Origin of the sequence: Dactylosporangium maewongense (assembly GCF_039531485.1) — a bacterium.
GTDB lineage: Bacteria > Actinomycetota > Actinomycetes > Mycobacteriales > Micromonosporaceae > Dactylosporangium > Dactylosporangium maewongense.
Genome location: NZ_BAAAQD010000004.1, coordinates 440,248 through 465,591 on the forward strand (window position 1 = coordinate 440,248; position 25,344 = coordinate 465,591).

A 25,344-nucleotide genomic window follows, 5' to 3' on the forward strand; every position below is an offset into this window, starting at 1 on the left:
CACAGATCTTTCAAACTTCACAACGTCCTGTTAGATTCGGTGCCGTGCCCGCACCGGATCGACTCGACCTCACCCTGCGCCTCGTCCGCGGCAGCGGCCGGCTGACCCTGGCCGAGCTCGCCACCCGCCTCGGCGTCTCGGAGATGACCGTCCGCCGCGACCTCGACCAGCTGCAGGAGCAGGGCCTGGTCCGCCGGGTCCGCGGCGGCGCCGTCGCCCTGGACGTCCCGGCGGACGAGGCGGGCTTCGACGTCCGCGCCCAGTGGCGGTCGGCGACGAAGGCCCGCCTCGCCGCGGCCACCGCCGACCTGATCGCCCCCGGCGGCACCGTCCTGCTCGACGCCGGCACCACCACCGCCGCGGTGGCCGCCGCCCTGGCCGCCCGCTTCGGCGCCGCCCCTTCCCCCACGGGGCCGTTGACGGTGGCGGTGCTCAGCCTGCAGGCGGCGGTGCGGCTGGCCGACCAGCCCGGCATCAGGCTGCTCATCCTGGGCGGCGAGTCCCGCGCGGGGGAGCGCAGCCTGGTCGGCCCGCTCGCCCTGAGCGCCCTGGACCAGTTGCGCTTCGACACGTTCATCATGTCGATCGGCGCGGTCCATCACGACCTGGGCTGGTCCGAGTTCGACCTGGACGACGCCGCCGTGAAGCGCGCCGCCCTGCGCCGCGCCGGCCGGACCGTCGTGGTCGCCGATGCCAGCAAGCTGGGCGTCCAGGCGTTCGCCCGGGTCGCCCCCCTCTCCGCCGCCGACATCTTCGTCACGTCCACCGCACCCTCACCGGTCGCCGCCTTCAGCAGCGCCATCGGGGCAGGCGGTTCTTCTGACAACGCCACATCTGACGCCGCCGCGACGGATGCCGCGGCCGAGACGCTCGCAGCGCTGCGGGCGGCCGGCGTCGACGTCGTCACCACCGACAACCCTGAGGAGTTCCCGTCATGATGATCCTGGTAGCCGGCCCGTACCGCTCGGGCACCGGCGACGACCCCACCAAGCTCCAGGCCAACGTCGACGCCATGAACGACGCCGCCGTCACCCTCTTCCGCGCCGGCCACCTCCCGGTCACCGGCGAGGCTCTGGCCCTGCCCCTCATCGAGCGCGCGGGCTCCGCCACCGTCGGCGACCCCGTCTTCGACGAGATCTTCCACCCGATCTCCGCCCGCCTCCTCACCCACTGCGACGCCGTCCTGCGCATCGGCGGCCCCTCCACCGGCGCCGACGAGATGGTCGCCCAGGCCCGCACCGAGGGCAAACCTGTCTACACCACCATCACCGAGGTCCCCGCGGCATGACCCCCGACCGCTGGGCCGGCCCGAGCCGGACCGCTCGCCCCGACCCCACGGCAACAGGGCAGCGGGGTCGAGGGTGACCGCCAAGGGCTCGGTCAGCGTGAGCGCCTCGCCCGGTCCCGCCTTCGCGCCCTCGACATAGCGGCCGCCGTCGAGCCGGTGCAGCCTGAGCGTCACCGCGCCCGGCGGCTCCTGCTCGGCGAGGAGATACCAGGCGATGCCCGCCTCCGCGTAGCACCGCATCTTGACCACGAGGTCCGACTGGGCGTTGTCACGTGCCACGACCTCGGCGACAAGGGTCAGCTGCCAGGCCTCCAGCACCTGCTCGTCATCGTCAGCCGGGTCCGCCACGATCACATCGGGGATGACGATCCGGCCGGGTCGCAGCCGGACGTTCACTCCCTTCAGCGCGAGCAGGCCGGCTGCCTCGGCCGGACCGTCGAGCGCGCTCGCCAGCAGTGAAGACACCCGCTGGTGACTGTTGCTCAGCAAGGGGCCCGTCACCAACCTTCCGTCGAGGAGCTCCACCCGGCCCAGGGTCGGATCGAGTGCGAGGAACTCCTCTTCCGAGAGTATCGTCATCATATCATCTTATGCCGACAGTTCCTCGGGAGTGAGCGGTGCGGCGGGGAGGCCCACGGGGCGGGCGGGGCGCTCCAGGCGGGGGACGGCGGCGAAGGAGATGAGCTTGAACCAGGCGGGCACGTCGCGGCGCAGGTCGGGCGGGCCCTGGATGGTGACGGCGCCGGAGCGCAGGGCGTCGGACCAGTCCAGGTCGCCGAGCCAGACCTCGACCATGCTGCGCAGGTCGGCGGTCACGTGCACGGCCACGTCGAAGCCGGGGTCGGCGTCGCACACGTCCGCTTCGGTGGGGGTGAGGACGAGCCACCAGTTGCGCAGGGAGGCGGCGACGGCCGGGAACTCGAACTGGATGACGGTCCGGCCGGAGGGGAGCGCGTCGTGGTCGACCCGGCGGTGCATGTCCCACAGCAGGATCTTCGGGTCGAGGTCCTGGTCGCCGAGGTGGCCGATCCAGCGGATGCCCCACTCGCCGAGCGCGGCGACGATCGGGGCGAGCTCCTGGCCCGCGGGGGTGAGGCGGTAGCGGACCTCGACGCCTGACTTGTGGCGTTCGGCGATGCCGGCGGCGACCAGGTGCTGGAGGCGCTTCGACAGCAGTGTCGGGGACATGCGGGGCAGGCCGCGGCGCAGGTCGTTGAAGTGCCGGTCGCCGCCGACGAGCTCGCGGACGACGAGCAGGGTCCAGCGCTCGTCGAGCAGCTCCATGGTCTTGGCCACCGGGCAGAACTGGTAGTACGACGCTCCCATGTGCGCACCGTAATGTCGGCTCGGCGACTAGTACAGATCCTGTACTGGTGACGCCCCGGCGGCGATTCCTACGGTCGAAGACATGCAGATCACAGACATGACCGCCGACCAGGCGTTGAAGAGCAAGCACCGGGCGATGTGGGCGACGGGCGACTACGCGGCGGTCGCCGCGGACGTCATCCCGGCGCTCGGGCCCGTCCTTTCCGAGGCCGTGGCCGCCGGGCCCGGGCAGCGGATTCTCGATGTGGCCGCGGGTTCGGGCAACGCGGCGATCCCGGCCGCGCGGGCCGGCGCCGACGTGGTCGCCACCGACCTCACCCCCGAGCTGCTGGAGACCGGCGAGGAGCTGGCCGGCCGGCACGGCGTCACCCTCGAATGGCAGGCCGCCGACGCGGAGGCGCTGCCGTTCGCGGCGGGCGCGTTCGACACCGTGATGTCGTGCGTCGGGGTCATGTTCGCCCCGCACCACCAGGTGTGCGCCGACGAGATCGTCCGCGTGCTGCGGCCGGGCGGGACGATCGGGCTGATCAACTGGACGCCACAGGGCTTCATCGGGCAGATGTTCGCGACGATGAAGCCCTACGCGCCGCCCCCGCCGCCCGGCGCCCAGCCGCCGCCGCTGTGGGGCGACGAGGCCCACGTCCGTGCCCTGTTCGGCGACCGCGTCACCGACGTCGTGGCACAGCGGCGGATGCTGCCCGTGACCGTGTTCCCGACCGCGGAGGCGTTCCTGGAGTTCTTCAAGCGCACGTACGGCCCGACGATCGCCGTCTACGCCGCGAACTCCGGCGACCCGGCGGCGCTCGCGGCGCTGGACGAGGCCCTGCTGGACCTGGCCCGGCGCCACGACCTCGGCGGCGGCGCGATGGAGTGGGAGTACCTGCTGGTCACCGCCCGCACCGCGGCGGCGGGCGAGTAGCCCCTGTCCGGATCGAGACGACCCCCGGGGGCCGGCTCAGCGCACGCCGCGGACCAGGAGCAGGACGCCGGTGGTCATCTCGAAGACGAACATCGGCGCGTACAGGGCGGGGTTGACGACCGCGGTCGCCTCCGGGAACGCGATCGTGACGAGGCTGCCCGTGGCGAGCAGCGCGGACGCCACGACGCCGAGCCCGGCCAGCCACCGCGGCACGTACCGCGACCGGTACAGCAGATAGGCGAAGACCGTCGAGCCGAGGCCGAGGAAGACCAGGCCGATGCTGTACCCGACGGTGTGGGCGCTGGTGGCCACCCAGGCCAGCGCCGCCGCCTGGTCCGGGTCGAGCGCCCGCACCTCGTCGGCGCCGCTGACGAGCTGGAGCACGACGGTGTTCGTCAACGTGTACGCGGCGAGCACCGCCACCTGCGCCAACCGCCAGAAAGCGCCCAGCGCCGCCAGCGGCCAGCTGACCTTGCGCAGCAGCACGAAGTACGCCACGGCCAGCGCCGCGTCGCCGACGTCGCAGAGCAGGTCCACGGCGGCACCGACCCGCAGCAGCCGCTCGTGGTCGAGGAAACGCTGGGCGGTGTCGTCCGCGCCGGGGAACGTGCCCGGCACGTAGATCTGGGCGAACACGCCGGCCGCCATCAGCACGAGGTACAGGGCACCGATGACCCGCGCGGCGCGCCGCTGCGCGGTGTCGACGGGCCAGATCGTCTCAGTCGTCTCAACGGTGTCAGTCATGCCCGACAGGGTGTCCGTGCGGGCGCGGGGGTCGCGTCGGTCCAGCGGCGGTGTCCGGGCTGCGCCCACCGTCGTACGCCGCCGCCCGGCTACGCCGTACGGAGTAGCCGAAGACCTCCGGACGGAGACGGTGCTGGATGCCCGGGCTGCCCTACAGTGCTCGCATGACCCTGAAGAGCCAGGGTCCGGCGCGGCGGTCCGCGCCCGGCCTGGCACTGTTCACCGCGGCCGTGCAGGTGCTCGGCACGGCCCTGCTCGTCCAGGGCCGGCCGGCCCGGGCCCGCCGGCTACACCCTGCTGGTCCTCGGCGGGTTCGCGCTGGCCGACCGGCACCGCTTCCCCCGGCGCAACTTCGTCGTCGTGGTCGCGTTCGCCGTGGCGTACCACGTGCTGTGGCCGCCGGTCGGGGTGACGCTCCTGGCGCCGGTGTTCGCCGCGTCGGCGGCGCTCGCGGCAGGTCACCGGATCCTGGTCTGGGCGGCCGCGCCGGGCGCGTACGCCGTCTGGGCGGTCCTCGGCCCCGGGGCGGCGGACCGGTTGCTTGCCGGCGCGGCCGCCGTTGCCGGACTGAGCCTGGCCGCCGAGGCCGCGACGCTGGCCGCCCGGCCGGTCGTCCGGGCGCTCCGCGAGCGGCGGCGCCTCGCCGAGGAGCGGGAGCGCCGGCAGGCCAGTGAGGCGCGCCTGCGCATCGCCGCCGAGCTGCATGACGTGCTCGGCCACCACCTGTCCCTGATCAACGTGCGGGCGGGCGTCGGGCTGCACCTGATGGACCGCGAGCCGGAGCAGGCCCGCAGCGCGCTCGACACGATCCGTCAGGCCAGCGCGGAGGCGCTGGGCGAGGTGCAGTCGGTCCTGGACTCGCTCTACCCGGACGGTCAGGCGGCCCCCCGCGCGCCGGCGCCGGGGCTGGACCGCCTCGACGGGCTCACCGCCGATGCCGGCCTGCCGGTGCGTACCGTCGTGGACGGTGAGGTCCGGGCGCTGCCCGCGCGCACCGACCGGGCGGCGTACCGCATCGTGCAGGAGGCGCTGACGAACGTCCGCCGCCACGCCGGTCCCGGCGCCGCCGCGACCGTCACGCTCGGGTACGAGCCGGCCGCTCTGGTCATCCGGGTCGACGACGACGGCAGCGGCGCGGCGCCGGCCCACACCCCGGTGCGGCCCGGCAACGGGATCACGGGTATGCGGGAGCGGGCCGCCACGCTCGGCGGCACGCTGAGCGCCGGGCCCGCCCCGGAGGGCGGCTGGCGGGTCCAGGCGAGCCTTCCCCTGGAGGCGGCATGATCCGGGTGGTGCTCGCCGACGACCAGACCCTGGTCCGGGTCGGGTTCCGGGCGCTGCTCGACGCGGAGCCGGACATCGAGGTCGTCGGTGAGGCGGGCGACGGCGCGCACGCGGTGCGCCTGGCCCGCCAGACCCGCCCCGACGTGGTGCTCATGGACATCCGGATGCCGGGCGTCGACGGCCTCGCGGCGACCCGGCAGATCGTCGCGGACCCGGCGCTCTCCGCGGTGCGCATCCTCGTGCTCACCACGTTCGAGCTGGACGAGTACGTTGCCGAGGCCCTGCGGTCCGGCGCGGCCGGGTTCCTGGTGAAGCACACCGACCTGGCCGAGCTGGTCCGGGGTGTGCGCGTCGTCGCGGCCGGTGACGGGCTGCTCTCGCCGGGCGTGACCCGCCGGGTCATCGAGCGGTTCGCGGCCCGCACCGCCGGCCCGGCGTCGCCGCGGCGGCTGGCCGAGCTCACCGACCGGGAGCGGGAGGTCGTCGCGCTGGCCGGTCAGGGCCTGTCCAACGACGAGATCGCCGCCCGGTTGACGGTGAGCCCGGCGACCGCCAAGACCCACGTGTCGCGCGCGATGGTGAAGCTCGGCGCGCGCGACCGTGCGCAGCTCGTGGTCTTCGCCTACGAGGCGGGCCTGGTCCGCCCCGGCTGGCTCGACTGAGGCGGCTCCGGGCCGGGCCCGCGGAGAAGGGCTGGACGAGGCGCCGGCGCCGCCGGCCCGGGCCGTCGATGGAAGGTTAGACGAGGCGCTGGCGCTGGCGGCCCAGGCCGTCGATCTCCAGCTCCATCACGTCGCCGGCGCGCAGGTACGGCTGGCCGGGCAGGCCCATCGCCACCCCGGCCGGCGTGCCGGTGTTCACGACGTCGCCGGGGCGCAGCACCATGAACTGGCTCAGGTACCAGACGAGGTGCGGCACGTCGAAGATCATGTCGCCGGCGAGCTCGTCCTGGCGGGGCTCGCCGTTGACCCACGACCGCAGGCGCAGCTCGGGCACCGTCAGGCCGTCGGCGGGCACGAGCCAGGGGCCCAGCGGGTTGAACGTCTCGCACGACTTGCCCTTGTCCCACTGGCCGCCGCGCTCCAGCTGGAACTCGCGCTCGGAGACGTCGTTGCTGATGGCGTAGCCGGCGATGTGGGCGGCGGCGTCGGCGGGGCTGTCGAGGTAGCGCGCCTCGCGGCCGATGACGACCGCGAGCTCGACCTCGTAGTCGGTCTTGACGCTGTTGCGCGGGATGCGCACGTCGTCGTCGGGGCCGACGACCGTGTCGGCCGCCTTCATGAACACGACCGGCTCGGCGGGCGGCTCGGCGCCGGACTCCGCGGCGTGCGCGCGGTAGTTGAGCCCGATGCAGACGACCTTGCCGGGGCGGGCGACCGGCGCGCCCCGGCGGAGGTCCTGCTCGGGGAGCACGGGCAGGGTGTCGAGGGCGTCGCGGACGCGGGCGATCCCGTCGGCGGCGAGGAACGCGCCGTCGATGTCGGCGGTCAGCCCCTCGAGGCTCCGCGCGCGGCCCTCGGCGTCGAGCACCACGGGTCGTTCGGCACCGGAGGGTCCAAGCCGGGCAAGTCTCATGGGCTGCCACGGTACGAGCGAAGTGGCCAAGTGGTCAAGCCAATCCATGCCCTTCGCGGGCGACGGTCGCGATCCGCTCCAGGTGCGCCGTCATGGCCCGGCGCGCGGCGTCGGGGTCGCGCGCCTCCACGGCCGCGACGATGGCCTCGTGGTCCCCGGCCGTCCGCTCGTGGACACCGGGCCGCCCCGACGTCATGGACCGGCTCGACCGGCCGAGCCCGGACAGGGACTCCAGCATCGCGGCGAGCAGCGCGTTGCCCGACGCGCCGGCGATCAGCCGGTGCAGCCGCACGTCGGCCTCGACCTGGTCCTCGCCGAGGATCGCCGCCCGCATGGCCGCGACCTGCTCGCCGGTGGCCCGCTGGGCGGCGAGGGCGGCCAGGGCCGGCTCGAGCAGCAGGCGCGCCTCGAACAGCTCCTCCACGGTGCGCTCGTTGAGCGCCATCACGAAGCGCATCGGCTCCAGCAGCGCCGCCGTGGACAGCCCCGCGACGAACGTGCCCGCGCCGTGCCGGCTCTCCAGGATGTTGAGCCCGACGAGCGCCCGGATCGTCTCGCGCAGCGTCGGCCGGCTGATCCCGAGCAGCTCGCTGAGCTCGCGCTCCGGCGGCAGCCGCTGCCCCGGCGCGAGCCGCCCGTCGACGATCATCTGCTGGATGGTGCGCACCGCCCCCGCCGCCGCCGAGGTGCGCTCCACCTTCGCGAACTCCGCGCCGCTCACCCCGCCCACGCTACGGCAGGCTCTGAGGTGGGCACGGGGTGGGCGGTGAGGCGGACCGGCGAGCCGCTACGGCAGGGTGGCGACGGCGAACGTGCCGGGGTCGGCGCCGGTCCGGGCGACCGCGGTGCCGTCCGGGGACCAGATCGTCGAGTGGCCGGCGGTGTCGGCGTAGCCGTCGCCGGTCGGGCCGGCGAAGCTGGCGAGCGCGACCCACACCCCGTGCGCCTTGGCGATGCGGGCGCCCCGGCAGTCCTGCTCGGCGAGCTCGTCGGCGGACATGCACATGGCGGCGGCGTACACGTCGATGCCGAGGGCGGCCGTGCGCGCCTGGTGCTCCGGGACCGAGGTGTCCTTGCAGACGGCGAGGCCCAGCCGGTACCCGTCGACGGTGACGACGGCGGGACCCTCGGCGGGCCGGAAGCGGCGCTGCTCGGAGGTGCCCAGGTGCACCTTGCGGTAGGCGACGGTGACCGTGCCGGCGACGCCGTCCACGGCCAGGACCGCGATGTGCGGGCCGCCGGCGCCGTCGACCGGCGCGCCGGCCAGGGCGAGCGTGCCCGTGTCCTGGCAGGCGTCCAGGAGCGGGGACAGGGCGGGGTGGTCCACCGGCACCACGTCGGCGTCGAGCTCATAGCCCGTCAGTGACAGCTCGGGGAAGACGACGACCCGCGCGCCCGCCGCGTGGACCACCGCCGCGTGGGTGGCGGCGTTGGCGGCCACGTCAAAGGCGTCGCACTCCGGCTGTGCGACGGCGACGATCAGAGGCATCCGTGAATCTTACGTGGCGGGCGGCCGTCCCCGAGGCCCGGCCGCACCAGGGTCACCCGCCGGCAACATCTTGACGTTCATCGATGTCGATGGTTGGCTGCGAGGGTGCTGAACCGGTGGTTCCCCGCCCTCGCGGCGCTTGCGCTCCTGACCGTCCCCACGCCCGCGCACGCCACCCCGGGGCAGCCGGAGGTGTCCGCGGACCCGTCCAACGCCTGGAGCGCCGAGCTGCGCGCCGTCGGCGGCGACGACGTCAACGTCGCCTGGACCGGCGCCGCGCTGCGGCTCGCCGACCCGTCCACCGCGCCGGGCGGGCAGCGGGCGCCGGTGGCGCAGGGCATGCTGCTCACCGCCGCGCACACCCTCGCCACGCCCGCGAACCTGGTCACGGCCGCCGTCACCGGATCGGCGGACGTCGAGTACCGCGGCCGCCGCGGCGACCAGTGGACCGAGTGGCAGACGGCAGGCACCCCGCTCAAGGAGTCCGTCGGCGTCGTCGAGGTGCGGGTGGTCCTGACCGGGGCGGCGTCCGTGACCGCCGTGCGGCTGGCGGCCTCCAGCGCGCCCGCCGCGACCGGGCTCGCCGCCGTCGGCAACGTCTACCGGGTGTACGCGACCCGCGAAGGGCTCGTCGGCGGCACCACCGCGAACGGCCACGTGATCACCAGCCGGGACCACTTCGTGGCGCTGCCGTCGCGGCGCGGCCTGTCACCGAAGGGCACCGGCGACTACACCGTGCGGGTCTGCACGACCAGCGGCGCGCGGTGCGAGTTCGCCCCCGTCTGGGACGTCGGCCCGTGGAACACCACCGACGACTACTGGAACCCGCCGGCGACCCGCCAGTCGTGGAAGGACCTCCCGCAGGGCCGGCCCGAGGCGCAGGCGGCGTACCAGAACGGCTACAACGGCGGGAAGGACCAGTTCGGCCGCACCGTCGCCAACCCCGCGGGCATCGACCTCGGCGACGGCGTCTTCTGGGACGGGCTGCAGCTGACGAACAACGCGTGGGTCGACGTCGCCTACCTGTGGACGGCCGGCGGGCCGCGCGGCGTCATCGGCAGCGGGCCGCTGAACATCCGCGCCGGCGCCGGCTCGAGCTTCGCGAGCAAGGGGTACGCCGCGACCTACGCCCAGGTGCCGATCGAGTGCTGGGTGACCGGCCAGTCGATCGCCGGACCCTACGGCACGACGACCCGCTGGGACCGCGTCGGCGCCGGGCAGTACGTCAGCCACGCGTACATCTCCTCGACGTCAGGTGGCGCGGCACCCGCCTGCTGAATCCGTGCATTGACCGCACCGAATGCACGCGATCCCTCGTCGACACCCTCGCTATTCGATGCGAACGTTGCCGATGGATGCCGCGGCGATAGTGTGCCTTGTCAATATCATCACGGGTTCGGTCTGTCGGTTTCCGGTCGCGGTCACCCCCGCCCGGTGCTGCGGGCCGACTTGAGGAGGCTTCATGGTGCGGAAACGCCTGGTCACGACCGCGGTCGTCGTCCTCGCCGCGCCGGTGCTCGTCGCCCTGCCGGTTTCCCCGGCGTCGGCGGCCCCGGTCAAGGCGCCTGCGGCGTCCGGTGCGAGCAAGACGTCCGACACGCGGCACATGACGCGGACCCAGTTCACGTTGGACGGCAAGCTGGTCGACACGTCGAAGATGGCGAAGCCGGCGCAGCAGCGGCGCTCGCTGGCCGCGGGGGAGACCCCGACGGTCGGCACGGTCCGTCAGTGGCTGGGTTCGGACGACTACCAGGGCCGGCTGTACCGCAAGGACTACGTCCTGCGCGGTGTCGGCGAGCACATCGAGGTCTGGGTCGCGGTCGACACCTCGTTCCCGGCGGGCGACTGCCGTAACGCGGTGCCGAACACGACCACGGTCACCGACGCGCAGGTGGCGAACTTCATCCACGAGTTCGACACCAACATGTACCCGAAGGAGACCGCCGCCTTCAGCACGCCGCCGAACCGGGACGGCAGCAACGCGCTGCTCGGACCGGACGCCAACGGCAACGGCGGCGTCTACACCGGCGGCGGCGAGAAGACCGTCACGCTGGTCGACAACGTCCGGGACGACAACTACTACACGTTCCCGGCCGCCACGACCTACATCGCGGGCTTCTTCTCGACGCAGTTCAACGAACTGTTCGACCGCAACGTCATGACGATCGACGCGTACGACTGGGAGCACCGTACCGGCGCCAACCCCGTCGACGCGCCGAGCAGTGACGTCTGCACCAGCCGCCCGGCCCGGCCGACCCTCTACGAGGGCACGTTCGCGCACGAGTGGCAGCACCTGCTGCTGTCCTACGTCGACCCGAACGAGACGACGTGGCTCAACGAGGGTCTCGCGGACTTCGCGCAGACGCTCACCGGCTACGTCGACGGCACCAAGACGGTCTACGACAAGGGCGGCGACAGCCACCTGTACTGCTTCCAGGGCTACGGCCCGGTGCAGACACCCTTCAACCCCAACCCCCGTGACTGCGGTGGTGCCCAGAACTCGCTCAACCTCTGGGGTGAGGGCGGCAGCGGCGCCGGTGTGCTCGCCGACTACGGCAACGCGTACCAGTTCATGCTGTACCTCTACGACCACTACGGTCAGGACATCATCGAGAAGCTGCACCGCGACGGCGCCCTGCAGGGCATCAAGAGCGTCGACGCGGCCGTGAAGGCCGAGGGTGCCAAGGACGCGTACACGGTGCTGCACGACTACCAGTCGTCGGTGCTGCTGGACAAGCTCCTGGACGACTCGCGCTGGAGCCTCGTGCTCGGCGCCGACAAGTCCAAGGTCACGTCGAAGAGCGTCCGCTCCTCGGTGAACCTGGCGAACACCCAGAGCTACAGCGTGCCCGGAGCGGCCCCCAACGGCGCCGACTACGTGCTGCTGCAGAAGAACGGCACGGCCATCAAGGGCAAGGACCTGCGGTCCTTGAAGTTCACGGGCGCGACCCAGCTGCCGGCGGTCCCGCTGGCCTGGACGCTGGTGAACAACGACCCCGACCGGCCGGGCAACTCGGTGCTGTTCTCGGGCAACGCCAACAACACCGACGCCACCGCGGTCATCCCGGTGACGGTCCCCGCCTCCAACGCGACGCTGACCTTCCAGGCGAAGTACGGCGCCGAGCTCGGTTACGACTACGGCTACATCGTGGTCTCCACCGACGGTGGCACGACCTACACCGCGATCCCCGGTGACAGGACCGTTGACGCGCCGCTCGGCCCCGGCCTGAACGGCACGACGAACGGCTTCGAGGCGCACAGCTTCGACCTGTCCGCGTACGCGGGCAAGTCGATCCTGCTGGGCGTCCGCTACGTCAGCGACGGCGGTGTCAACGAGGGCGGCCTGCTCGTCGACGACATCAAGCTCGGCGGCACCCTGCTGAGCGACGGCTCCAGCCTGGCGCCGTTCAAGTCGCCGACGGAGATCACCCCGGTCAAGGTCAAGAACTGGCACGTGAAGCTCGTCGGCATCGACGAGGCGAACCACCTCGCGTGGCAGTTCGAGTTCACCGGTAAGAACAGCATCACGCTCAACTGGATCCAGCTGGCGCTGCTGTCGCTGTTCCCGAAGGTCGTGGCGGTCGTCGCCTACGACGAGCCGACGGAGCAGGTCCAGCAGTACGCGCCGTACACCCTCACGGTGAACGGCGTCGTCCAGCCGGGCGGAGCTGCCTGACACCTCCGGGTGCCATGACGGCGGGCACCCCTTGCCTCGTGCGAGGGGTGCCCGTCGTTGCGTTTGCCGCTGCTGTACTGCGTGTCGCGCGTCGCTGAGAAGGCGCTACCGGCCTTCAGCGTTGCTGTGACGCGTCACCAGCCGACGGCCACCAGCAGCCACTGCGGGTTGCCGTGCGAGACGAACGACGACTGGCCGGCGTAGTCGTCGTACGGGAACCCGTACGACAGCTTGTCGATGGCGTGGTCGTGCCAGAACTTGGCGTAGTAGTTCGCCGGCGCGGCCTGGTAGTACAGGCCCGGCGTCGACCAATCCGACTGCGGCAGCTGCCGCACGTGCCGGTTGAGCGCCGCGCAGTTCGCCGGGTCGTTGGCGAGCACCCCGGCGCAGCCGAAGACGTCGGACGTCGGGGCGTTGATGCCGTACTGCGAGGCGTACGCGGTGAAGTAGTTCGCGTTGACGCCGCCGGCGCGGAACGTCGGGTCGCTGCCCGGCGCGATGATCCGGTACGGCGCCTGCGACTGCGCCAGGACGTCGAACTGGGCCGGCACCTCGTCGATGAACCGCTGGAACGTCGCCGCGCGGCTCTCGGCGAACGTGGCCTGGTCCTCGCCGACCTGCACGTCGTAGCCGTCGCGGGCGTGCAGCCGCATCGCCAGCTTCAGCCCGAACGCGTCGACGCGGGTGGTGTTGCCGTTGAAGACCGACGGCCCGACGGTGAACTCGATGAAGTCGTAGTACTGGCTGTTCGGGCTGCCGAGGTAGAAGTACATCCGGCCGGCGGAGTTGGCCGGCATGTCCAGGTACGGCTGCTCGGCGATGCTGTGCGTCTGGCCGTTGAAGCTCCAGTACACCTGACTGTCGGGGTACTGCCCGTTGGTGCGGTTGAGCACCTTGACCATGACGACGTTGGACGGGTTGGGGATGGAGCTGGTGTCGCCCCAGAACGACCCCGGCGGCTGCGAGGTCGGCGGCTGCGACGTCGGGGTCACCGGTCCGGTCGTGCGGACCTGGAACTCCCACAGCGAGTAGCCGTAGGCGGTGGCGCGGGCGGTGCCGTTCATCCGCACGTACCGGCCGCTCGCGTTGACGGTGAGGGTCTGGACGCCGCCGGTGCCGGCGGTGGTGGAGTAGATCGACGTCCAGGTGCTGCCGTTCGTGGAGACCTGGACGCTGTACGCGCTGGCGTAGGCGGCCTCCCAGTTGAGCACCACCTGGCAGATCGTGGCGGTGGCGCCGAGGTCGACCTGGATCCACTGGGGGTCGCTGAACGCGCTGGACCAGCGGGTGCCGGTGTTGCCGTCGAAGGCGGCCGACGCGGGCGACGCCGCGTTCTCCGTCGACGACGCGGTGGCCGGGCGGCCCTGGGCGGCGTTCGCCGTGCCGCAGCCGGTGCCGCCGGTCGTGCCGTACACCTGGAACTCCCACAGCGAGTAGCCGTAGGCCGTCGCCCGGGCGGTGCCGTTCATCCGCACGTAGCGGGCGCTGCCCGACACGGCGAGGGTCTGGACCCCGCCGGTGCCGGTGGTGGTGGTGTAGGCGGTCGTCCAGGTGGTCCCGTTGGTGGACAGCTGGATGGTGAACGAGCGGGCGTAGGCGGCCTCCCAGTTGAGCACGACCTGGTCGACCGTGGCGGTCGCGCCGAGGTCGACCTGGATCCACTGCGGGTCGCTGAACGCGCTGGACCAGCGGGTGCCGGTGTTGCCGTCGGTGGCGAGGGCCGCGCCGGACGCGGCGTTCTCCGTCGACGACGCGGTGGTCGGCTTGCCCTGCGACAGCAGGGCGCCGGCGGCACTGGCCTCCGTGGTGACGGTGACGGCGGCGTACCCGGCGATCAGGGTCGCCACGAGCAGACCGGCGAGGCGCCGGCCCTTGAGTCTGTGCATGGTGCTCTCCCTGGGCATGGATAGGGGCGTGCGGGACCGTCGCCGCGCCGTGCCGATGCACCGGGAGGGCGGTTGCCGGTGCTGGCGGGCGTCCGGTCGTACCGCGTGAAGAGAGCGCTCTCTCGGGACTCAGCGTGGTCGATCGGTGGTCCAGCGTCAAGACCGCGTTTTGAGGTTCGCCGATGCGGGCACGGGGCTTGTCAGGGAATCCTGGGAGGTGCACCTTGTCCGACCCGCAATCCAGCCCTCAGTCAGCCGCAGGGTCGACCGGCGGCGTCATCCGCAGCCTGATCCCGGCCCGGATCGACCGGCTCACCTGGGCTCCGTTCCACACCAGGATGGTGTTGGCGCTGGGCACCGCCTGGGTCCTCGACGGCCTGGAGATCACCATCGCGAGCGCCGTCGGAGCGGTGCTCAACAAGGAGGAGACGCTCGGGCTCAGCAGCACGCAGGTCGGCGCCATCGCCACCGTGTACCTGCTGGGCGAGGTCTTCGGCGCGCTGCTCTTCGGCCGCCTGTCCGACGCGCTCGGCCGCAAGAACCTGTTCATCGTCACGCTCGGCGTCTACCTCGCCGGCAACGCGCTGACCGCGCTCACCTGGGGAAACAGCACGCTGAGCCTGATCTTCCTCTACCTGACCAGGTTCATCGCCGGGGCCGGCATCGGCGGTGAGTACGCCGCCATCAACTCCGCGATCGACGAGATGATGCCGGCGAAGTACCGCGGCCGCGTCGACATCGGCGTGAACGGCACCTACTGGGGCGGCGCCATCATCGGCACGCTCGGCACGTACATCCTGCTGAACCACATCTCGCTCAACATCAGCTGGCGGCTCGGGTTCCTGATCGGGCCGATCATCGGTCTGCTCATCTGGAACCTGCGCAGGCACCTGCCGGAGAGCCCCCGCTGGCTGATCATGCACGGGCGCGAGCGGGAGGCGGAGGAGAGCATCGCGGCGATCGAGCGGGACGTGGAGCGGTCGGGCCAGACCCTCGCCCCGGTCGACGAGCGCGCCGCCATCGAGATCAAGCCGTCCACCTCGCACGGCTACCTGTCGCTGGTCAAGGTCCTGTTCCGGCGGATGCCGTCCCGGTCGGCGCTGTCCGCGACCCTCATGATCACGCAGTCCTTCCTGTACAACGCCATCTTCTTCACCTACACGCTGGTGCTGTCGAAGTTCTACGACGTCGACGCGGAGAGGACCCCGATCTACCTGATCGCCTTCGCCGTCGGCAACCTGGCCGGCCCGCTCCTGCTCGGCCACCTCTTCGACACCGTCGGCCGCCGCAAGATGATCACCGGCACGTACCTGCTCTCCGGCATCCTCCTGGCCATCTCGGCCTGGATGTTTTACGCGGGGATGCTCAACGCGTTCACGCAGACCCTCGCCTGGTGCGTCATCTTCTTCTTCGCCTCGGCCGGCGCCAGCGCCGCCTACCTGACCGTCAGCGAGATCTTCCCGCTGGAGATCCGGGCCCAGGCGATCGCCGTGTTCTTCGCGATCGCCCAGTGCTTCGGCGCCATCGGCCCGATCTTCTACGGCTGGCTCATCGGTGAGGGTGAGGACCCCGGAAAGCTCTTCATCGGCTACCTGATCGGCGCCGCGGTGATGATCGTCGGCGGCGTCGTCGCATGGTTCCTCGGCGTCGACGCCGAGGGCAAGCCCCTGGAGGACGTCGCCGTCCCGCTCTCCGCCGTCACCACCCGCCCCCGCTCGACGGGCTGACCATCACTGGGCCCCGCTCATGGTACCGTCTAGTACCATGAGCGGGACGCTGGTGCGGTGGGCGACGAGGCACGGGTTCGCGCGACTGGGCATCAGCGCCGCCGCCCGCAAGGGTGACCCGCAGGCGCGGTTCTTCGTCGACCCCGCCGTCCGCGCGGACCCGTACCCCTTCTACGACCAGATCCGTGCGCAGGGGCCGCTGGTCCACGGGCGGATCATGTGGGCGACCGCGCGGCACGACGTGGCGTCGGCGGTGCTGCGCAGCGAGGCGTTCGGCGTCGGGTTCAACGACCAGCGGCTGCCGGCGCCGATCGCGCTGCTGTGGCGGCTCGGCCGGCGCACCGCCCCGATCGGGCCGGTCGACCCGCCGTCGATGCTCGTCACCGACCCGCCGGACCACACCCGCTACCGGCGGCTGGTCTCGAAGGTCTTCACCGCCCGGGCGATCGAGGCGCTGCGGCCCAAGATCGAGCGGACCGCCGAGGAGCTCCTGGACGGCCTGGGCCCGCGGTTCGACCTGGTGGAGCAGTACGCGGCGCTGCTGCCCGTCACCGTCATCGCCGACATCCTCGGCGTGCCCCTGGCCATGCGCCGGCAGTTCCTCGACTGGGGCACCATGGCCGCGCCGACGCTCGACCTGGGGCTCACGTACCGGCAGTACCGGCGCACCGAGATCGGCATCCGGCAGAGCAACGCGTGGATGCGCGGGCACTTCGAGCGGCTGCGCCGCGAGCCCGGCGACGACCTGCTCAGCCAGCTGGTGCACCTGGAGGGTGAGCAGCTCACCGACGACGAGCTGCTCGCCACCGCGGGCCTGCTGCTCGCCGCCGGCTTCGAGACGACGGTCAACCTGCTCGGCACGGGCGCGGCGCTGCTGATGGCGCACCCGGCGCAGCTGGAGCTGCTGCGGGACGACCCGTCGCTGTGGCGCGGGGCCGTGGAGGAGATGCTGCGGTTCGACTCCCCGGTGCAGAACTCGGCACGCATCTGCCAGCGGCCCGTGGAGATCGCCGGCATCCAGCTGCATCCCGGCCACGTGGTCGTGCCGATGCTCGGCGGCGCCAACCGCGATCCCGCCGTCTTCGCCGACCCCGGCCGCTTCGACGTCACCCGCGCCAACGCCCGCGACCACCTGTCCTTCTCCGGCGGCGTGCACTACTGCCTCGGCGCCGCCCTGGCCCGGCTGGAGGGCGAGATCGGGCTGCGCACCCTCTTCGACCGCCACCCCGGCCTCACCGTCGCCGGCGAGCCACGGCGCCGCAAGACCCGGGTGCTGCGCGGCTACGAGTCGCTGCCCGTCGCCGTGTCGGTGACCGTCTGACCTCGGCCGTGTTTCCGGCGGAACAATTCCGCCGCATTTCCGCACGCCGATGAAATGACCGGCAGCGACGAAACAATGCCGACGCGAAATTGTTGTTCCCACATCACACGACGCCCCGAGGATGCATGCCGAGGGACGACTGTGGGGTGGAATGTTGCGCAGGCATCTGCTATTTGTCGCATTGCTGACACTGGTGGCGTCATTGCTCGGCCCGGTGCCGGCCGGCGCCGCGACGCCACCCGGTTTCTCCACGCAGCTCGTCGCGGGCGTCGGGCTCGACGGCCCGTCGGGGTTCGACATCGCGCCCGACGGCCGGATCTTCATCCTCGAGCGAACCGGCAAGATCAAGATCTTCAAGGACGGGCACCTGCTGCCCGAACCCTTCGCTGACCTGCCCTCCGAGGCCTCCGGCGACCGCGGGCTGATCGGCATCGCCTTCGACCCAGGGTTCGGCATCGCCAATCACTTCGTGTATTTCTATTACACCGGGCACGACCTGCTCAATCACCTCGTGCGATTCGACGCATCGGGCGACATCGGCACCGACGGCCCGTACACCATATTTCAGACACAATCACCGTCGCAGCTGCTGCACGTCGGCGGAAGCATCAGGTTCGGACCCGACGGAAAGCTCTACTTCGCCGTCGGCGACAACGGCTATCCACCGAACGCACAGGATCTGACCAACCCGCACGGCAAAATTCTGCGGATCAACCCGGACGGCACCATTCCGCCGGACAACCCTTTCGCGGGGCAGCCCGGAAAACTCGGTGCGATCTGGGCATACGGATTCCGCAACCCGTGGCGGTTCCAGTTCGACGGCGCCACCGGCCGGCTCTACGGCGGCGACGTCGGCGACTACACGTGGGAAGAGCTCAACCTCATCGTCAAGGGCGGCAACTACGGCTGGCCGGTCCACGAGGGCCGCTGCACCGCCGGCTGCGCCGGCTACACCGAGCCGCTGCACGCCTACAACCACGACGGCGGCAGCGGCGCGGTGACCGCCGGCCCGGTCTACCACGGTGGCCAGTTCCCCGCCGAGTACCAGGGCAGCATGTTCTTCGGCGACTACTCGCGCGGCTTCATCAAGCAGGCGCTGCTCGACGACGCCGGGCAGATCACCCAGGTCCGCGACTTCGACCCCGACGCCGGCAGCGTCGTGGACCTGAAGGTCGCCCCCGACGGCTCGCTGTACTACCTCACGTACTTCCCCGGCCAGCTGTACCAGGTCTCCTACAGCCTCGCGGGCGGCGCGCCGGTCGTGCGGGCCCAGGCCGACCGGACGGGCGGGCCGCAGCCGCTCACCGTCCACTTCACCAGCGCCGGCACGAGCGACCCTGACGGCGACGACCTCACGTACCACTGGGACCTCGGCGACGGCAGCGGCAGCACCGCACCGGATCCGGTGAAGACCTACGCCGCCGTCGGCGTCTACCCGGTGACGCTGACCGTGTCCGACGGCCGCAACACCGTCACGTCCCGGCCGATCGTCGTGCAGGTCGGCTCCCCGCCGACGGTCCGGGTCGCCGCGCCCGCCGACGGCGCCCGCTACGACGCCGGCGACACGATCACCTACAACGCGTTCGGCACCGACGCCGCCGGCTACGACGTCAGTGACGGCGACCTCAAGACCGAGGTGTTCCTGCACCACAACACGCACGTCCACCCGTTCGTCGGGCCGCTGACCGGCCGGGTCGGCACGTTCACGATCCCCGTCACCGGCGAGGCGTCGGCCGACACCTGGTTCGAGATCAAGGTGACCGTCACCGACCGCAACGGGCTCACCAGCGCGAAGTCCGTCTTCATCTACCCGCGCACGGCGCCGATGACGTTCGCGACCAGCCCGCCGGGCCTCGGCGTGACCCTCGACGGGGTGCCGGTCCCGACCCCGTCCACGGTCCAGGGCGTGACCGGCTTCCGGCGGGAGATCGCCGCGCCGCCGACGACGCGCGCCGCCGACGGCACCGTGTACCACTTCACCGGCTGGTCCGACGGCGGCGCGATCCGGCACTTCGTCACCACCCCCGCCGCCGCCACCACGTGGACCGCGACCTACGCGCCGTCGGCGCCGTTCCTCGGCGAGTACTTCAACAACCAGCAGCTCGACGGCCCGCCCGCGCTGACCCGGCAGGACCCGGTGGTCGACTTCATCTGGTCCGTCGACCCGCCCGGCCCCGGCGTGAACGCCGACCACTTCTCCGCCCGCTGGTCGAAGACCGACTTCTTCGCCACCGGCCGGTACCGCTTCACGGTCGCCTCCGACGACGGCGCCCGGCTGTTCATCGACGACCAGATCGTCATCGACCAGTGGCACGACCAGGGCCCGACCGCCTACGAGTACGTCGCCGACCTCGCCGCCGGGCAGCACAGGATCCGGCTGGAGTTCTACGACAACGTGGTCGACGCGAGCGCGAAGCTGACCTGGGAGACCACGCCGGACCAGCCCCGCGACACGTTCACCGCCGAGTACTGGAACACCCCCGGAGCCGGATCCGCGCCGGCCGTCCCGGCGACCGCGCCGCAGCTGCGCCGCGACGAGCCGGCCGTCGACCACGACTGGGGCCTCGGATCGCCCGACCCGGTGATCGACGTGGATCACTTCGTCGCGCGGTACACCCGCCCGCTGACGCTGACCGCCGGCTACTACGACTTCGTCACCACGTCCGACGACGGGGTGCGGCTGTGGGTCGACGCCCAGCTGGTCGTCGACCACTGGGGCGACCAGGGCGTCACCGAGTACCGGACCCGGCTGGCGCTCGGCGGCGGCGCGCACACGATCGTCATGGAGTACTACGAGAACGCCGCCGGCGCCCTCGCCCGGCTCGGCTGGAGCCGCGCCGGCGACCTGCCCCCGGCGCCCGCCTACGAGGCGAGGTACTGGAACACGCCCGGCGCCGGCTCGCAGCCGTCGATCCCGTCGCGGGCGCCGGACCTCGTGCGGGACGAGACCGCGATCGACCACCCGTACGGCGACGGCGGCCCCGGCGCCGGCATCGACACCGACCACTTCGTCGCCGTCTACACCCGCACCGACGTGCTCCCGTCCGGCCTGTACCGGTTCGCCGGCGCCAGCGACGACGGCATCCGGGTCATCGTCGACGGCGCGGTCGTCCTGGACCGCTGGCGGGAGCAGAACGAGGAGTTCACCGCCGACAAGCTGCTGCTGGGCGGCCCGCACACGATCCGCGTCGAGTACTACGAGAACGCCGCCGGCGCCCGGTTGCGGTTCGGCTACCGGCGCGTCGGCGACGTCACCTCACCACCCGGCTGGGACGGTGCCTACTACCGCGGCACCGACCTGACCGGGGCGCCGGCGGTGCAACGGCAGGACGCCGCCGTCGACTTCGACTGGGGGCTCGGCGCGCCCGGCCCCGGCGTGCCCGCCGACGGGTTCTCGGCCCGCTGGACCCGCACCGACAACCTCGCCGCCGGCGTCTACACGTTCCGGCTCCTCGCCGACGACGGCGTCCGGCTCTACGTCGACGGCGTGCTCGTCCTCGACGAGTGGCGCGACCAGCCGCCGACCACGTTCGTGGTGCAGCGCAACCTCGCCGAGGGCGCCCACGTGATCGTCGTCGAGTACTACGACCGGGCCGCCGGCGCCATCGCCCGGCTCAGCTACGCCAAGACCGCCGACCCGCCGCCACCCACCCCGTGGACGGTGTCCTTCTACGCCAACCCGACCGCCACCGGGGAACCCGTCCTGACCCGGCAGGACCTGGCCGTCGACCACGACTGGGGCCTCGGTGCCCCGGCCGAGGGGCTGCCGGCCGACGGGTTCTCCGCCCGCTGGACCAGGACCGACCACCTGCCCGGCGGCACGTACCGCATCACCGCCACCAGTGACGACGGCATCCGCGTCTCGATCGACGGAGCCGTGGTGATCGACGGATGGTCCGACCACCCGCCGACCACGTACACGTTCGAAACCCCGCTGTCCGAAGGCGACCACACGGTCACCGTCGAGTACTTCGACAGCGGCGGCGGCGCACTGGCGCGCTGTTCGGTCATCCGGTTGTGAAGCTCATCGGTCGTATCGAAGGAGATCCCGTGACCCCGAAGGCCACGATCGTCATCCCTTGCAGGCACGAGGAGGAGAACGTCGGCCCGCTGATCGCCCGGTTGTCGGCGGTGCTGCACGACGCCTCGTTCGAGCTGCTGTTCGTCGACGACAGCGACGACGAGCGCACCGTCGACGCCATCGCGGCCGCCGCGGCCCGGCTGGAGCGCGACGACCTCCGCGTCCGGGTCTTCCACCGCACCGGCGGGCAGCGGACCGGCGGCCTCGCGGGCGCCGTCGTCGACGGGTTCCGGCGGGCCCGCGCGCCGAAGGCCCTCGTGATGGACGCCGACCTGCAGCACCCGCCGGAGCTGGTGCCGGCGCTGCTGGCCGCCCTCGACGACCACGACCTGGTGATGGCGAGCCGCTACCGGGAGGGCGGCAGCAGTGGCGGTCTCGACGGCCCGCTGCGCCGCCTGGTGTCGACCGGCTCGACGATCCTGGCGCGGGTCGCGTTCCCGTTCGCGCTGCGCGGCGTCACGGACCCGATGACCGGATTCTTCGCGGTACGCCTGGACAAGATGGACACCGAGAAGCTCCGGTCGCGCGGGTTCAAGATCCTCCTGGAGATCCTCGCGCGGTTCCCCCGCCTCCGCCGCACCGAGTTGCCGCTACGGTTCGCCGAACGCGTCGCCGGCACCAGCAAGGGCGACCTGCGCCAGGGACTGCTGTACCTGCGGCAGCTGCCCTGGCTCCGGCTCGTCACCTGGTTCGCCGCGCCCGCCGTCCGGTGGGGCGCGCTGCTCGGCACCGTCGCCGCCGGCACCGCCGCCCTCGCCGTGTCACCGCTGTCCGGCGCCGCCGTCCTCGCCCTGCTCGTGACCGCCGTCGCGCTGTACAACACCGTCGTCGGCGCGCTCGAGGTCCGGTGGCGCCTGTACGGCTGGCGCACCCCCGAAGCCGTCGAGCAGATGCGCTGGCCGGCCGCCGTGCCCGACGAGGCGAAGGAGCGCTTCACCATCATCGTGCCGGCGCTCAACGAGGAGTTCGTCATCGCCGGCACCCTGCGGCACCTGCTCCAGCAGGACCACGACGACTACGAGATCCTCGTGTCGCTGTGCGAGGGCGACGACGCGACCCTTGCCGAGGTCCGGCGTGTCCAGGCGCTCGACGACCCGCACGGCCGGGTCCGCACCGTCGTCCGCGCGTACGCCAGATCCAACAAGCCACGCCAGCTCAACGCCGCGCTCGCCGTCGCCACCGGCACCGTCATCGGGGTCGTCGATGCCGAGGACGACGTCGCGCCGCAGCTGCTCACCCGGGTCAACACCCTGCTCGGCCGCACCGACGCCGACGTCGTGCAGGGCGGCGTGCAACTCATGACGCTCGGCACCCGCGCCCGCGACTGGTTCAAGGTCCACAACGTGATGGAGTACTTCTTCTGGTTCACCAGCCGCATGTTCTACCAGGTGCGGACCGGGTTCGTGCCGCTCGGCGGCAACACCGTGTTCATCCGGCGGCGGCTGCTCGAGCAGGCCGGCGGCTGGCCCGACAACCTCACCGAGGACTGCGCGCTCGGCGTCCTGCTCTGCACCCGGTACGGCGCCCGCGTGGTCGCCGCCTACGAGCCGGAGCTCGCCACCCGCGAGGAGGTCCCGCAGACCATCGGCGACCGCCGGGCCGGGTCCCTCTTCTGGCAGCGCGTCCGGTGGAACCAGGGTTTCCTCAGCATCCTGCTCGAGGGCCGCTGGGCGACGCTGCCCACCCTGCGGCAGCGGGTCCTCGCCGGGTACATCCTCGCGACACCGTTCCTGCAGGCCTTCTCCGCGCTGCTGCTGCCGCTGTCGATCGCCACGATCCTGTGGCTGAAGGTGCCCGTCGGCGTGGCGATGCTGATGTACGCGCCCTTCGTGCCTATCATCATCACCCTCGCGACGCAGCTCGTCGGGCTGCGCGAGTTCGCCCACGCGTACCGGCAGAAGGTGCTGTGGCGGCACTACCTCTTCCTGCTCGTCGGCGCGCCCGTCTACCAGTGGGTGCTGATGGGCGCGGCGTTCTGGGCCGTGTGGCAGCACGTCGACGGCAACACCACCTGGCACAAGACCGCCCACGGCGGCCACCACCGGCCGCTGTCCCTGTCGTCTGTGGAAGGTGCCGTCGCGTGACCGCCGTTCTCGAGATCGAGCGGAGCCCCGTCCGTGGTGCCGCTGCCGCTTCCGCTGTCGAGCCGCGCCCGTCGCGCTGGCGCACGCACCGGGCGTCGTTGCTCGTGCTCGCCCCGCTTCTCGTCCTCGCCGGGCTCGTCAACGGCTGGAACCTGCACGGCTGGCCCGGCCGCATCAACGACGACGAGGGCACCTACGTCAACCAGGCCTGGGCGCTGCTCGACCACGGCGCCCTGTCGCACTACACCTACTGGTACGACCACCCGTTCCTCGGCTGGGCGATCATCGCCGGCTACGCGGGCCTCACCGACGGCTTCGACCGCGCACCCAGCGCCGTCATGGTCGGCCGCGAGGTCATGCTCATCTCGGCGCTGGTCAGCTGCGCCCTGCTGTTCCTGCTCGCCAGGCGGCTCCGCTTCAGCCGCGGCTGGGCAGGTGCCGCCGTGTTCCTGTTCGCGGTCAGCCCCCTCGCGGTCTACTTCCACCGCATGGTGTTCCTGGACAACCTCGCCACCATGTTCGTCCTCGCCGCGCTCGCGGCCGCCGCGTCACCGCGCCGCAGCGTCGGTGCCGCCCTGTGGAGCGCGATCTGGTTCGCCTCGGCCGCCCTGTGCAAGGAGACCATCGTCATCCTCCTGCCGGCCCTGGTCTGGCTGCTCGTCCAGCACACCTCCCGGCGGACCCGGGTGTGGAACCTCGGCGTGTTCCTCGTGTCGTTCGGTGTCCTGGTCGCCTCCTACCCGGTGTTCGCGCTGCTGAAGAACGAGCTCCTGCCCGGCGAGGGCCACGTCAGCCTCGGCTGGGCGCTGTGGTGGCAGCTGTTCGCCCGCTCCGGCAGCGGCAGCCTCCTCGACCCGTCCTCCGGCACGTTCAGCCTCGCCAGGTCCTGGATCGACCTCGACCCGTGGCTCCTGCTGCCCGGCGTCGCGCTCATCCCGCTCGGCCTGGCCGTGCGCCACCTCCGGCCGATCGGGCTCGCCCTGCTCATCCAGGTCGTCATGATGTGCCGCGGCGGCTATTTGCCCTTCGCCTACGTCATCGCCCTGCTGCCCTTCGCGGCCCTGCTCATCGCCGGTGCCGGGGCCCAGCTCTCGGCGCGGCTGCGGGCTCCGTTCGTCGTCGCCGCCGCTGTACTGGCGGCGCTCCTCGTCTTCCCCGGCTGGGCGACGACCCTGCGCGAGCAGGCATCCTTCGATGGCAGCGCGAACTCCCGCGCCGCGACCCGCTGGGTCGTCGACCATGTCGACCGGTCCGCGGTCGTCGTCACCGACGACTACATCTGGATGGACCTGAAGCTCGCCGGGTTCACGAAGCCGGTCTGGCTCTGGAAGGTCGACACCGACCCGGAGGTGATGACCGAGGTCCTACCGGCCGGCGTGGCCAGCATCGACTACATCGTCATGGCCGACCAGGCCGCCAGTACCCTCGCCGGCCTGCCGACCCTGCGCCGGGGCATGGAGTCCTCGACCGAGGTCGCCCGCTTCGGCGAGATCATCGTCCGGAAGGTGCACCCGTGAAGTCCCTCCTGCGCATGGCCGGGTTCGGCGCCGTGGGGGCCTCCGGGGTCCTGCCCAACCTGGCCGTCATGTGGCTGCTCGTCGACCACTGGCACCTGCACTACCTGCCGGCCGCGGTGGCCGCGACCGAGGTCGCCATCTGCTGGAACTTCGTCCTCGTCGACCTCGTGGTGTTCCGCGACCGCCGCGGCCGGCACTGGGCGGGGCGCCTCGCGCGGTTCGTGGCCCTCAACAACCTCGACCTGGCCGTCCGGCTGCCGCTGCTCGCGCTGCTCGTCTCATGGGCGGGCGTCGACGAGCTCGCCGCCAACCTGGTGACCCTCGTCCTGGCCTTCGCCCTGCGTTTCGCCGTCACCAACCGCTTCATCTACCGCCCCGCCCCACTCCCGGAGTCCGCCTGACAACTGTCGCTTCGCCGCTCCTTTTG

The 25,344-nt window shown here is 72.0% G+C and carries 19 protein-coding genes and 1 pseudogene; 13 read left to right on the forward strand and 7 right to left on the reverse strand.

Annotated elements, in window-relative coordinates:
• Positions 1-44 precede the first annotated feature (44 nt).
• Together ABD332_RS14070 and ABD332_RS14075 are read left to right on the forward strand one after the other, a co-directional pair.
• A complete protein-coding gene (locus tag ABD332_RS14070; RefSeq protein ID WP_344502289.1) occupies positions 45-938 on the forward strand; it encodes a DeoR/GlpR family DNA-binding transcription regulator in 894 nt (297 codons plus the stop codon).
• Positions 935-1,288: a DUF4406 domain-containing protein gene (locus ABD332_RS14075; RefSeq protein ID WP_344502290.1), complete on the forward strand. Its 354-nt coding sequence runs from the start codon at positions 935-937 to the stop codon at positions 1,286-1,288. The genes ABD332_RS14070 and ABD332_RS14075 overlap by 4 nt, the downstream gene beginning before the upstream one ends.
• Positions 1,289-1,378: 90 nt before the next feature.
• Here ABD332_RS14075 and ABD332_RS14080 read toward each other — a convergent pair.
• Both ABD332_RS14080 and ABD332_RS14085 read right to left on the reverse strand, forming a co-directional pair.
• A pseudogene (locus ABD332_RS14080) lies at positions 1,379-1,870 on the reverse strand (Uma2 family endonuclease); the annotation flags it as partial.
• 6 nt (positions 1,871-1,876) lie between these two features.
• Positions 1,877-2,614, reverse strand: coding sequence for a winged helix-turn-helix transcriptional regulator (locus tag ABD332_RS14085; RefSeq protein ID WP_344502291.1), 738 nt, complete (start codon positions 2,612-2,614; stop codon positions 1,877-1,879).
• Positions 2,615-2,696: 82 nt separating this feature from the next.
• On the opposite strand from ABD332_RS14085, the gene ABD332_RS14090 reads away from it, so the two are divergent.
• Entirely contained in the window at positions 2,697-3,533 is an 837-nt protein-coding gene (locus ABD332_RS14090) for a class I SAM-dependent methyltransferase (protein ID WP_344502292.1), read from the forward strand.
• Between the two features lie 36 nt (positions 3,534-3,569).
• Here the strand turns inward: ABD332_RS14090 and ABD332_RS14095 are convergent, their stop codons facing one another.
• Positions 3,570-4,277 carry a DUF4386 domain-containing protein gene (locus tag ABD332_RS14095; protein ID WP_344502293.1) on the reverse strand — a complete coding sequence of 236 codons (708 nt, stop codon included), beginning with the start codon at positions 4,275-4,277 and terminating at the stop codon, positions 3,570-3,572.
• A gap of 360 nt (positions 4,278-4,637) precedes the next feature.
• Between ABD332_RS14095 and ABD332_RS14100 the strand changes: the two genes are divergently transcribed.
• On the forward strand, positions 4,638-5,561 hold the full coding sequence (locus ABD332_RS14100; RefSeq protein WP_344502294.1) for a sensor histidine kinase: 924 nt from the start codon (positions 4,638-4,640) through the stop codon (positions 5,559-5,561).
• Complete coding sequence (locus ABD332_RS14105) at positions 5,558-6,223, forward strand: response regulator (RefSeq protein WP_344502295.1); 666 nt, start codon at positions 5,558-5,560, stop codon at positions 6,221-6,223. Before ABD332_RS14100 ends, ABD332_RS14105 begins: the two co-directional genes overlap by 4 nt.
• Positions 6,224-6,299: 76 nt before the next feature.
• Here ABD332_RS14105 and ABD332_RS14110 read toward each other — a convergent pair whose 3' ends face one another.
• The 3 genes from ABD332_RS14110 to ABD332_RS14120 all read right to left on the reverse strand — a co-directional run bounded on the left by ABD332_RS14110 (position 6,300) and on the right by ABD332_RS14120 (position 8,625).
• Positions 6,300-7,136: a fumarylacetoacetate hydrolase family protein gene (locus ABD332_RS14110; protein ID WP_344502296.1), complete on the reverse strand. Its 837-nt coding sequence runs from the start codon at positions 7,134-7,136 to the stop codon at positions 6,300-6,302.
• 34 nt (positions 7,137-7,170) lie between these two features.
• Positions 7,171-7,857 (reverse strand): FadR/GntR family transcriptional regulator, encoded by a 687-nt coding sequence (locus tag ABD332_RS14115; RefSeq protein WP_344502297.1) that lies wholly within the window; start codon positions 7,855-7,857, stop codon positions 7,171-7,173.
• A 66-nt stretch (positions 7,858-7,923) separates the two neighbouring features.
• Positions 7,924-8,625: a carbon-nitrogen hydrolase family protein gene (locus tag ABD332_RS14120; RefSeq protein WP_344502298.1), complete on the reverse strand. Its 702-nt coding sequence runs from the start codon at positions 8,623-8,625 to the stop codon at positions 7,924-7,926.
• 105 nt (positions 8,626-8,730) lie between these two features.
• Here ABD332_RS14120 and ABD332_RS14125 point away from each other — a divergent pair, with 105 nt between their 5' ends.
• Positions 8,731-9,903: a hypothetical protein gene (locus ABD332_RS14125; protein WP_344502299.1), complete on the forward strand. Its 1,173-nt coding sequence runs from the start codon at positions 8,731-8,733 to the stop codon at positions 9,901-9,903.
• Between the two features lie 184 nt (positions 9,904-10,087).
• Positions 10,088-12,301 (forward strand): peptidase M6 immune inhibitor A, encoded by a 2,214-nt coding sequence (locus tag ABD332_RS14130; RefSeq protein WP_344502300.1) that lies wholly within the window; start codon positions 10,088-10,090, stop codon positions 12,299-12,301.
• Between the two features lie 134 nt (positions 12,302-12,435).
• Here the strand turns inward: ABD332_RS14130 and ABD332_RS14135 are convergent, their stop codons facing one another.
• The gene (locus ABD332_RS14135) at positions 12,436-14,187 is read right to left on the reverse strand and encodes a galactose-binding domain-containing protein (protein ID WP_344502301.1); all 1,752 of its coding nucleotides are present in this window, start codon (positions 14,185-14,187) and stop codon (positions 12,436-12,438) included.
• Positions 14,188-14,411: 224 nt separating this feature from the next.
• Here ABD332_RS14135 and ABD332_RS14140 point away from each other — a divergent pair, with 224 nt between their 5' ends.
• The 6 genes from ABD332_RS14140 to ABD332_RS14165 all read left to right on the forward strand — a co-directional run bounded on the left by ABD332_RS14140 (position 14,412) and on the right by ABD332_RS14165 (position 25,318).
• Positions 14,412-15,914 carry an MFS transporter gene (locus ABD332_RS14140; RefSeq protein WP_344502302.1) on the forward strand — a complete coding sequence of 501 codons (1,503 nt, stop codon included), beginning with the start codon at positions 14,412-14,414 and terminating at the stop codon, positions 15,912-15,914.
• Positions 15,915-15,951: 37 nt separating this feature from the next.
• Positions 15,952-17,235, forward strand: a complete 1,284-nt coding sequence (locus tag ABD332_RS14145) for a cytochrome P450 (protein WP_344502303.1) — start codon at positions 15,952-15,954, stop codon at positions 17,233-17,235.
• Positions 17,236-17,428: 193 nt separating this feature from the next.
• A complete protein-coding gene (locus tag ABD332_RS14150) occupies positions 17,429-21,256 on the forward strand; it encodes a PA14 domain-containing protein (protein ID WP_344502304.1) in 3,828 nt (1,275 codons plus the stop codon).
• 29 nt (positions 21,257-21,285) lie between these two features.
• Positions 21,286-23,400, forward strand: a complete 2,115-nt coding sequence (locus ABD332_RS14155; protein WP_344502305.1) for a glycosyltransferase family 2 protein — start codon at positions 21,286-21,288, stop codon at positions 23,398-23,400.
• Positions 23,397-24,917 carry a glycosyltransferase family 39 protein gene (locus ABD332_RS14160; RefSeq protein WP_344502306.1) on the forward strand — a complete coding sequence of 507 codons (1,521 nt, stop codon included), beginning with the start codon at positions 23,397-23,399 and terminating at the stop codon, positions 24,915-24,917. Before ABD332_RS14155 ends, ABD332_RS14160 begins: the two co-directional genes overlap by 4 nt.
• Positions 24,914-25,318: a GtrA family protein gene (locus ABD332_RS14165; RefSeq protein WP_344502307.1), complete on the forward strand. Its 405-nt coding sequence runs from the start codon at positions 24,914-24,916 to the stop codon at positions 25,316-25,318. Before ABD332_RS14160 ends, ABD332_RS14165 begins: the two co-directional genes overlap by 4 nt.
• Positions 25,319-25,344 lie beyond the last annotated feature (26 nt).

Excerpts from the sequence above, each read along its gene's own strand:
- ABD332_RS14095 (WP_344502293.1), bottom strand. The coding sequence starts at position 4,277 with ATGACTGACACCGTTGAGACGACTGAGACGATCTGGCCCGTCGACACC.
- ABD332_RS14130 (WP_344502300.1), top strand. The coding sequence starts at position 10,088 with ATGGTGCGGAAACGCCTGGTCACGACCGCGGTCGTCGTCCTCGCCGCG.
- ABD332_RS14135 (WP_344502301.1), bottom strand. The coding sequence starts at position 14,187 with ATGCACAGACTCAAGGGCCGGCGCCTCGCCGGTCTGCTCGTGGCGACC.
- ABD332_RS14090 (WP_344502292.1), top strand. The coding sequence starts at position 2,697 with ATGCAGATCACAGACATGACCGCCGACCAGGCGTTGAAGAGCAAGCAC.
- ABD332_RS14120 (WP_344502298.1), bottom strand. The coding sequence starts at position 8,625 with ATGCCTCTGATCGTCGCCGTCGCACAGCCGGAGTGCGACGCCTTTGAC.
- ABD332_RS14085 (WP_344502291.1), bottom strand. The coding sequence starts at position 2,614 with ATGGGAGCGTCGTACTACCAGTTCTGCCCGGTGGCCAAGACCATGGAG.
- ABD332_RS14110 (WP_344502296.1), bottom strand. The coding sequence starts at position 7,136 with ATGAGACTTGCCCGGCTTGGACCCTCCGGTGCCGAACGACCCGTGGTG.
- ABD332_RS14145 (WP_344502303.1), top strand. The coding sequence starts at position 15,952 with ATGAGCGGGACGCTGGTGCGGTGGGCGACGAGGCACGGGTTCGCGCGA.
- ABD332_RS14075 (WP_344502290.1), top strand. The coding sequence starts at position 935 with ATGATGATCCTGGTAGCCGGCCCGTACCGCTCGGGCACCGGCGACGAC.
- ABD332_RS14105 (WP_344502295.1), top strand. The coding sequence starts at position 5,558 with ATGATCCGGGTGGTGCTCGCCGACGACCAGACCCTGGTCCGGGTCGGG.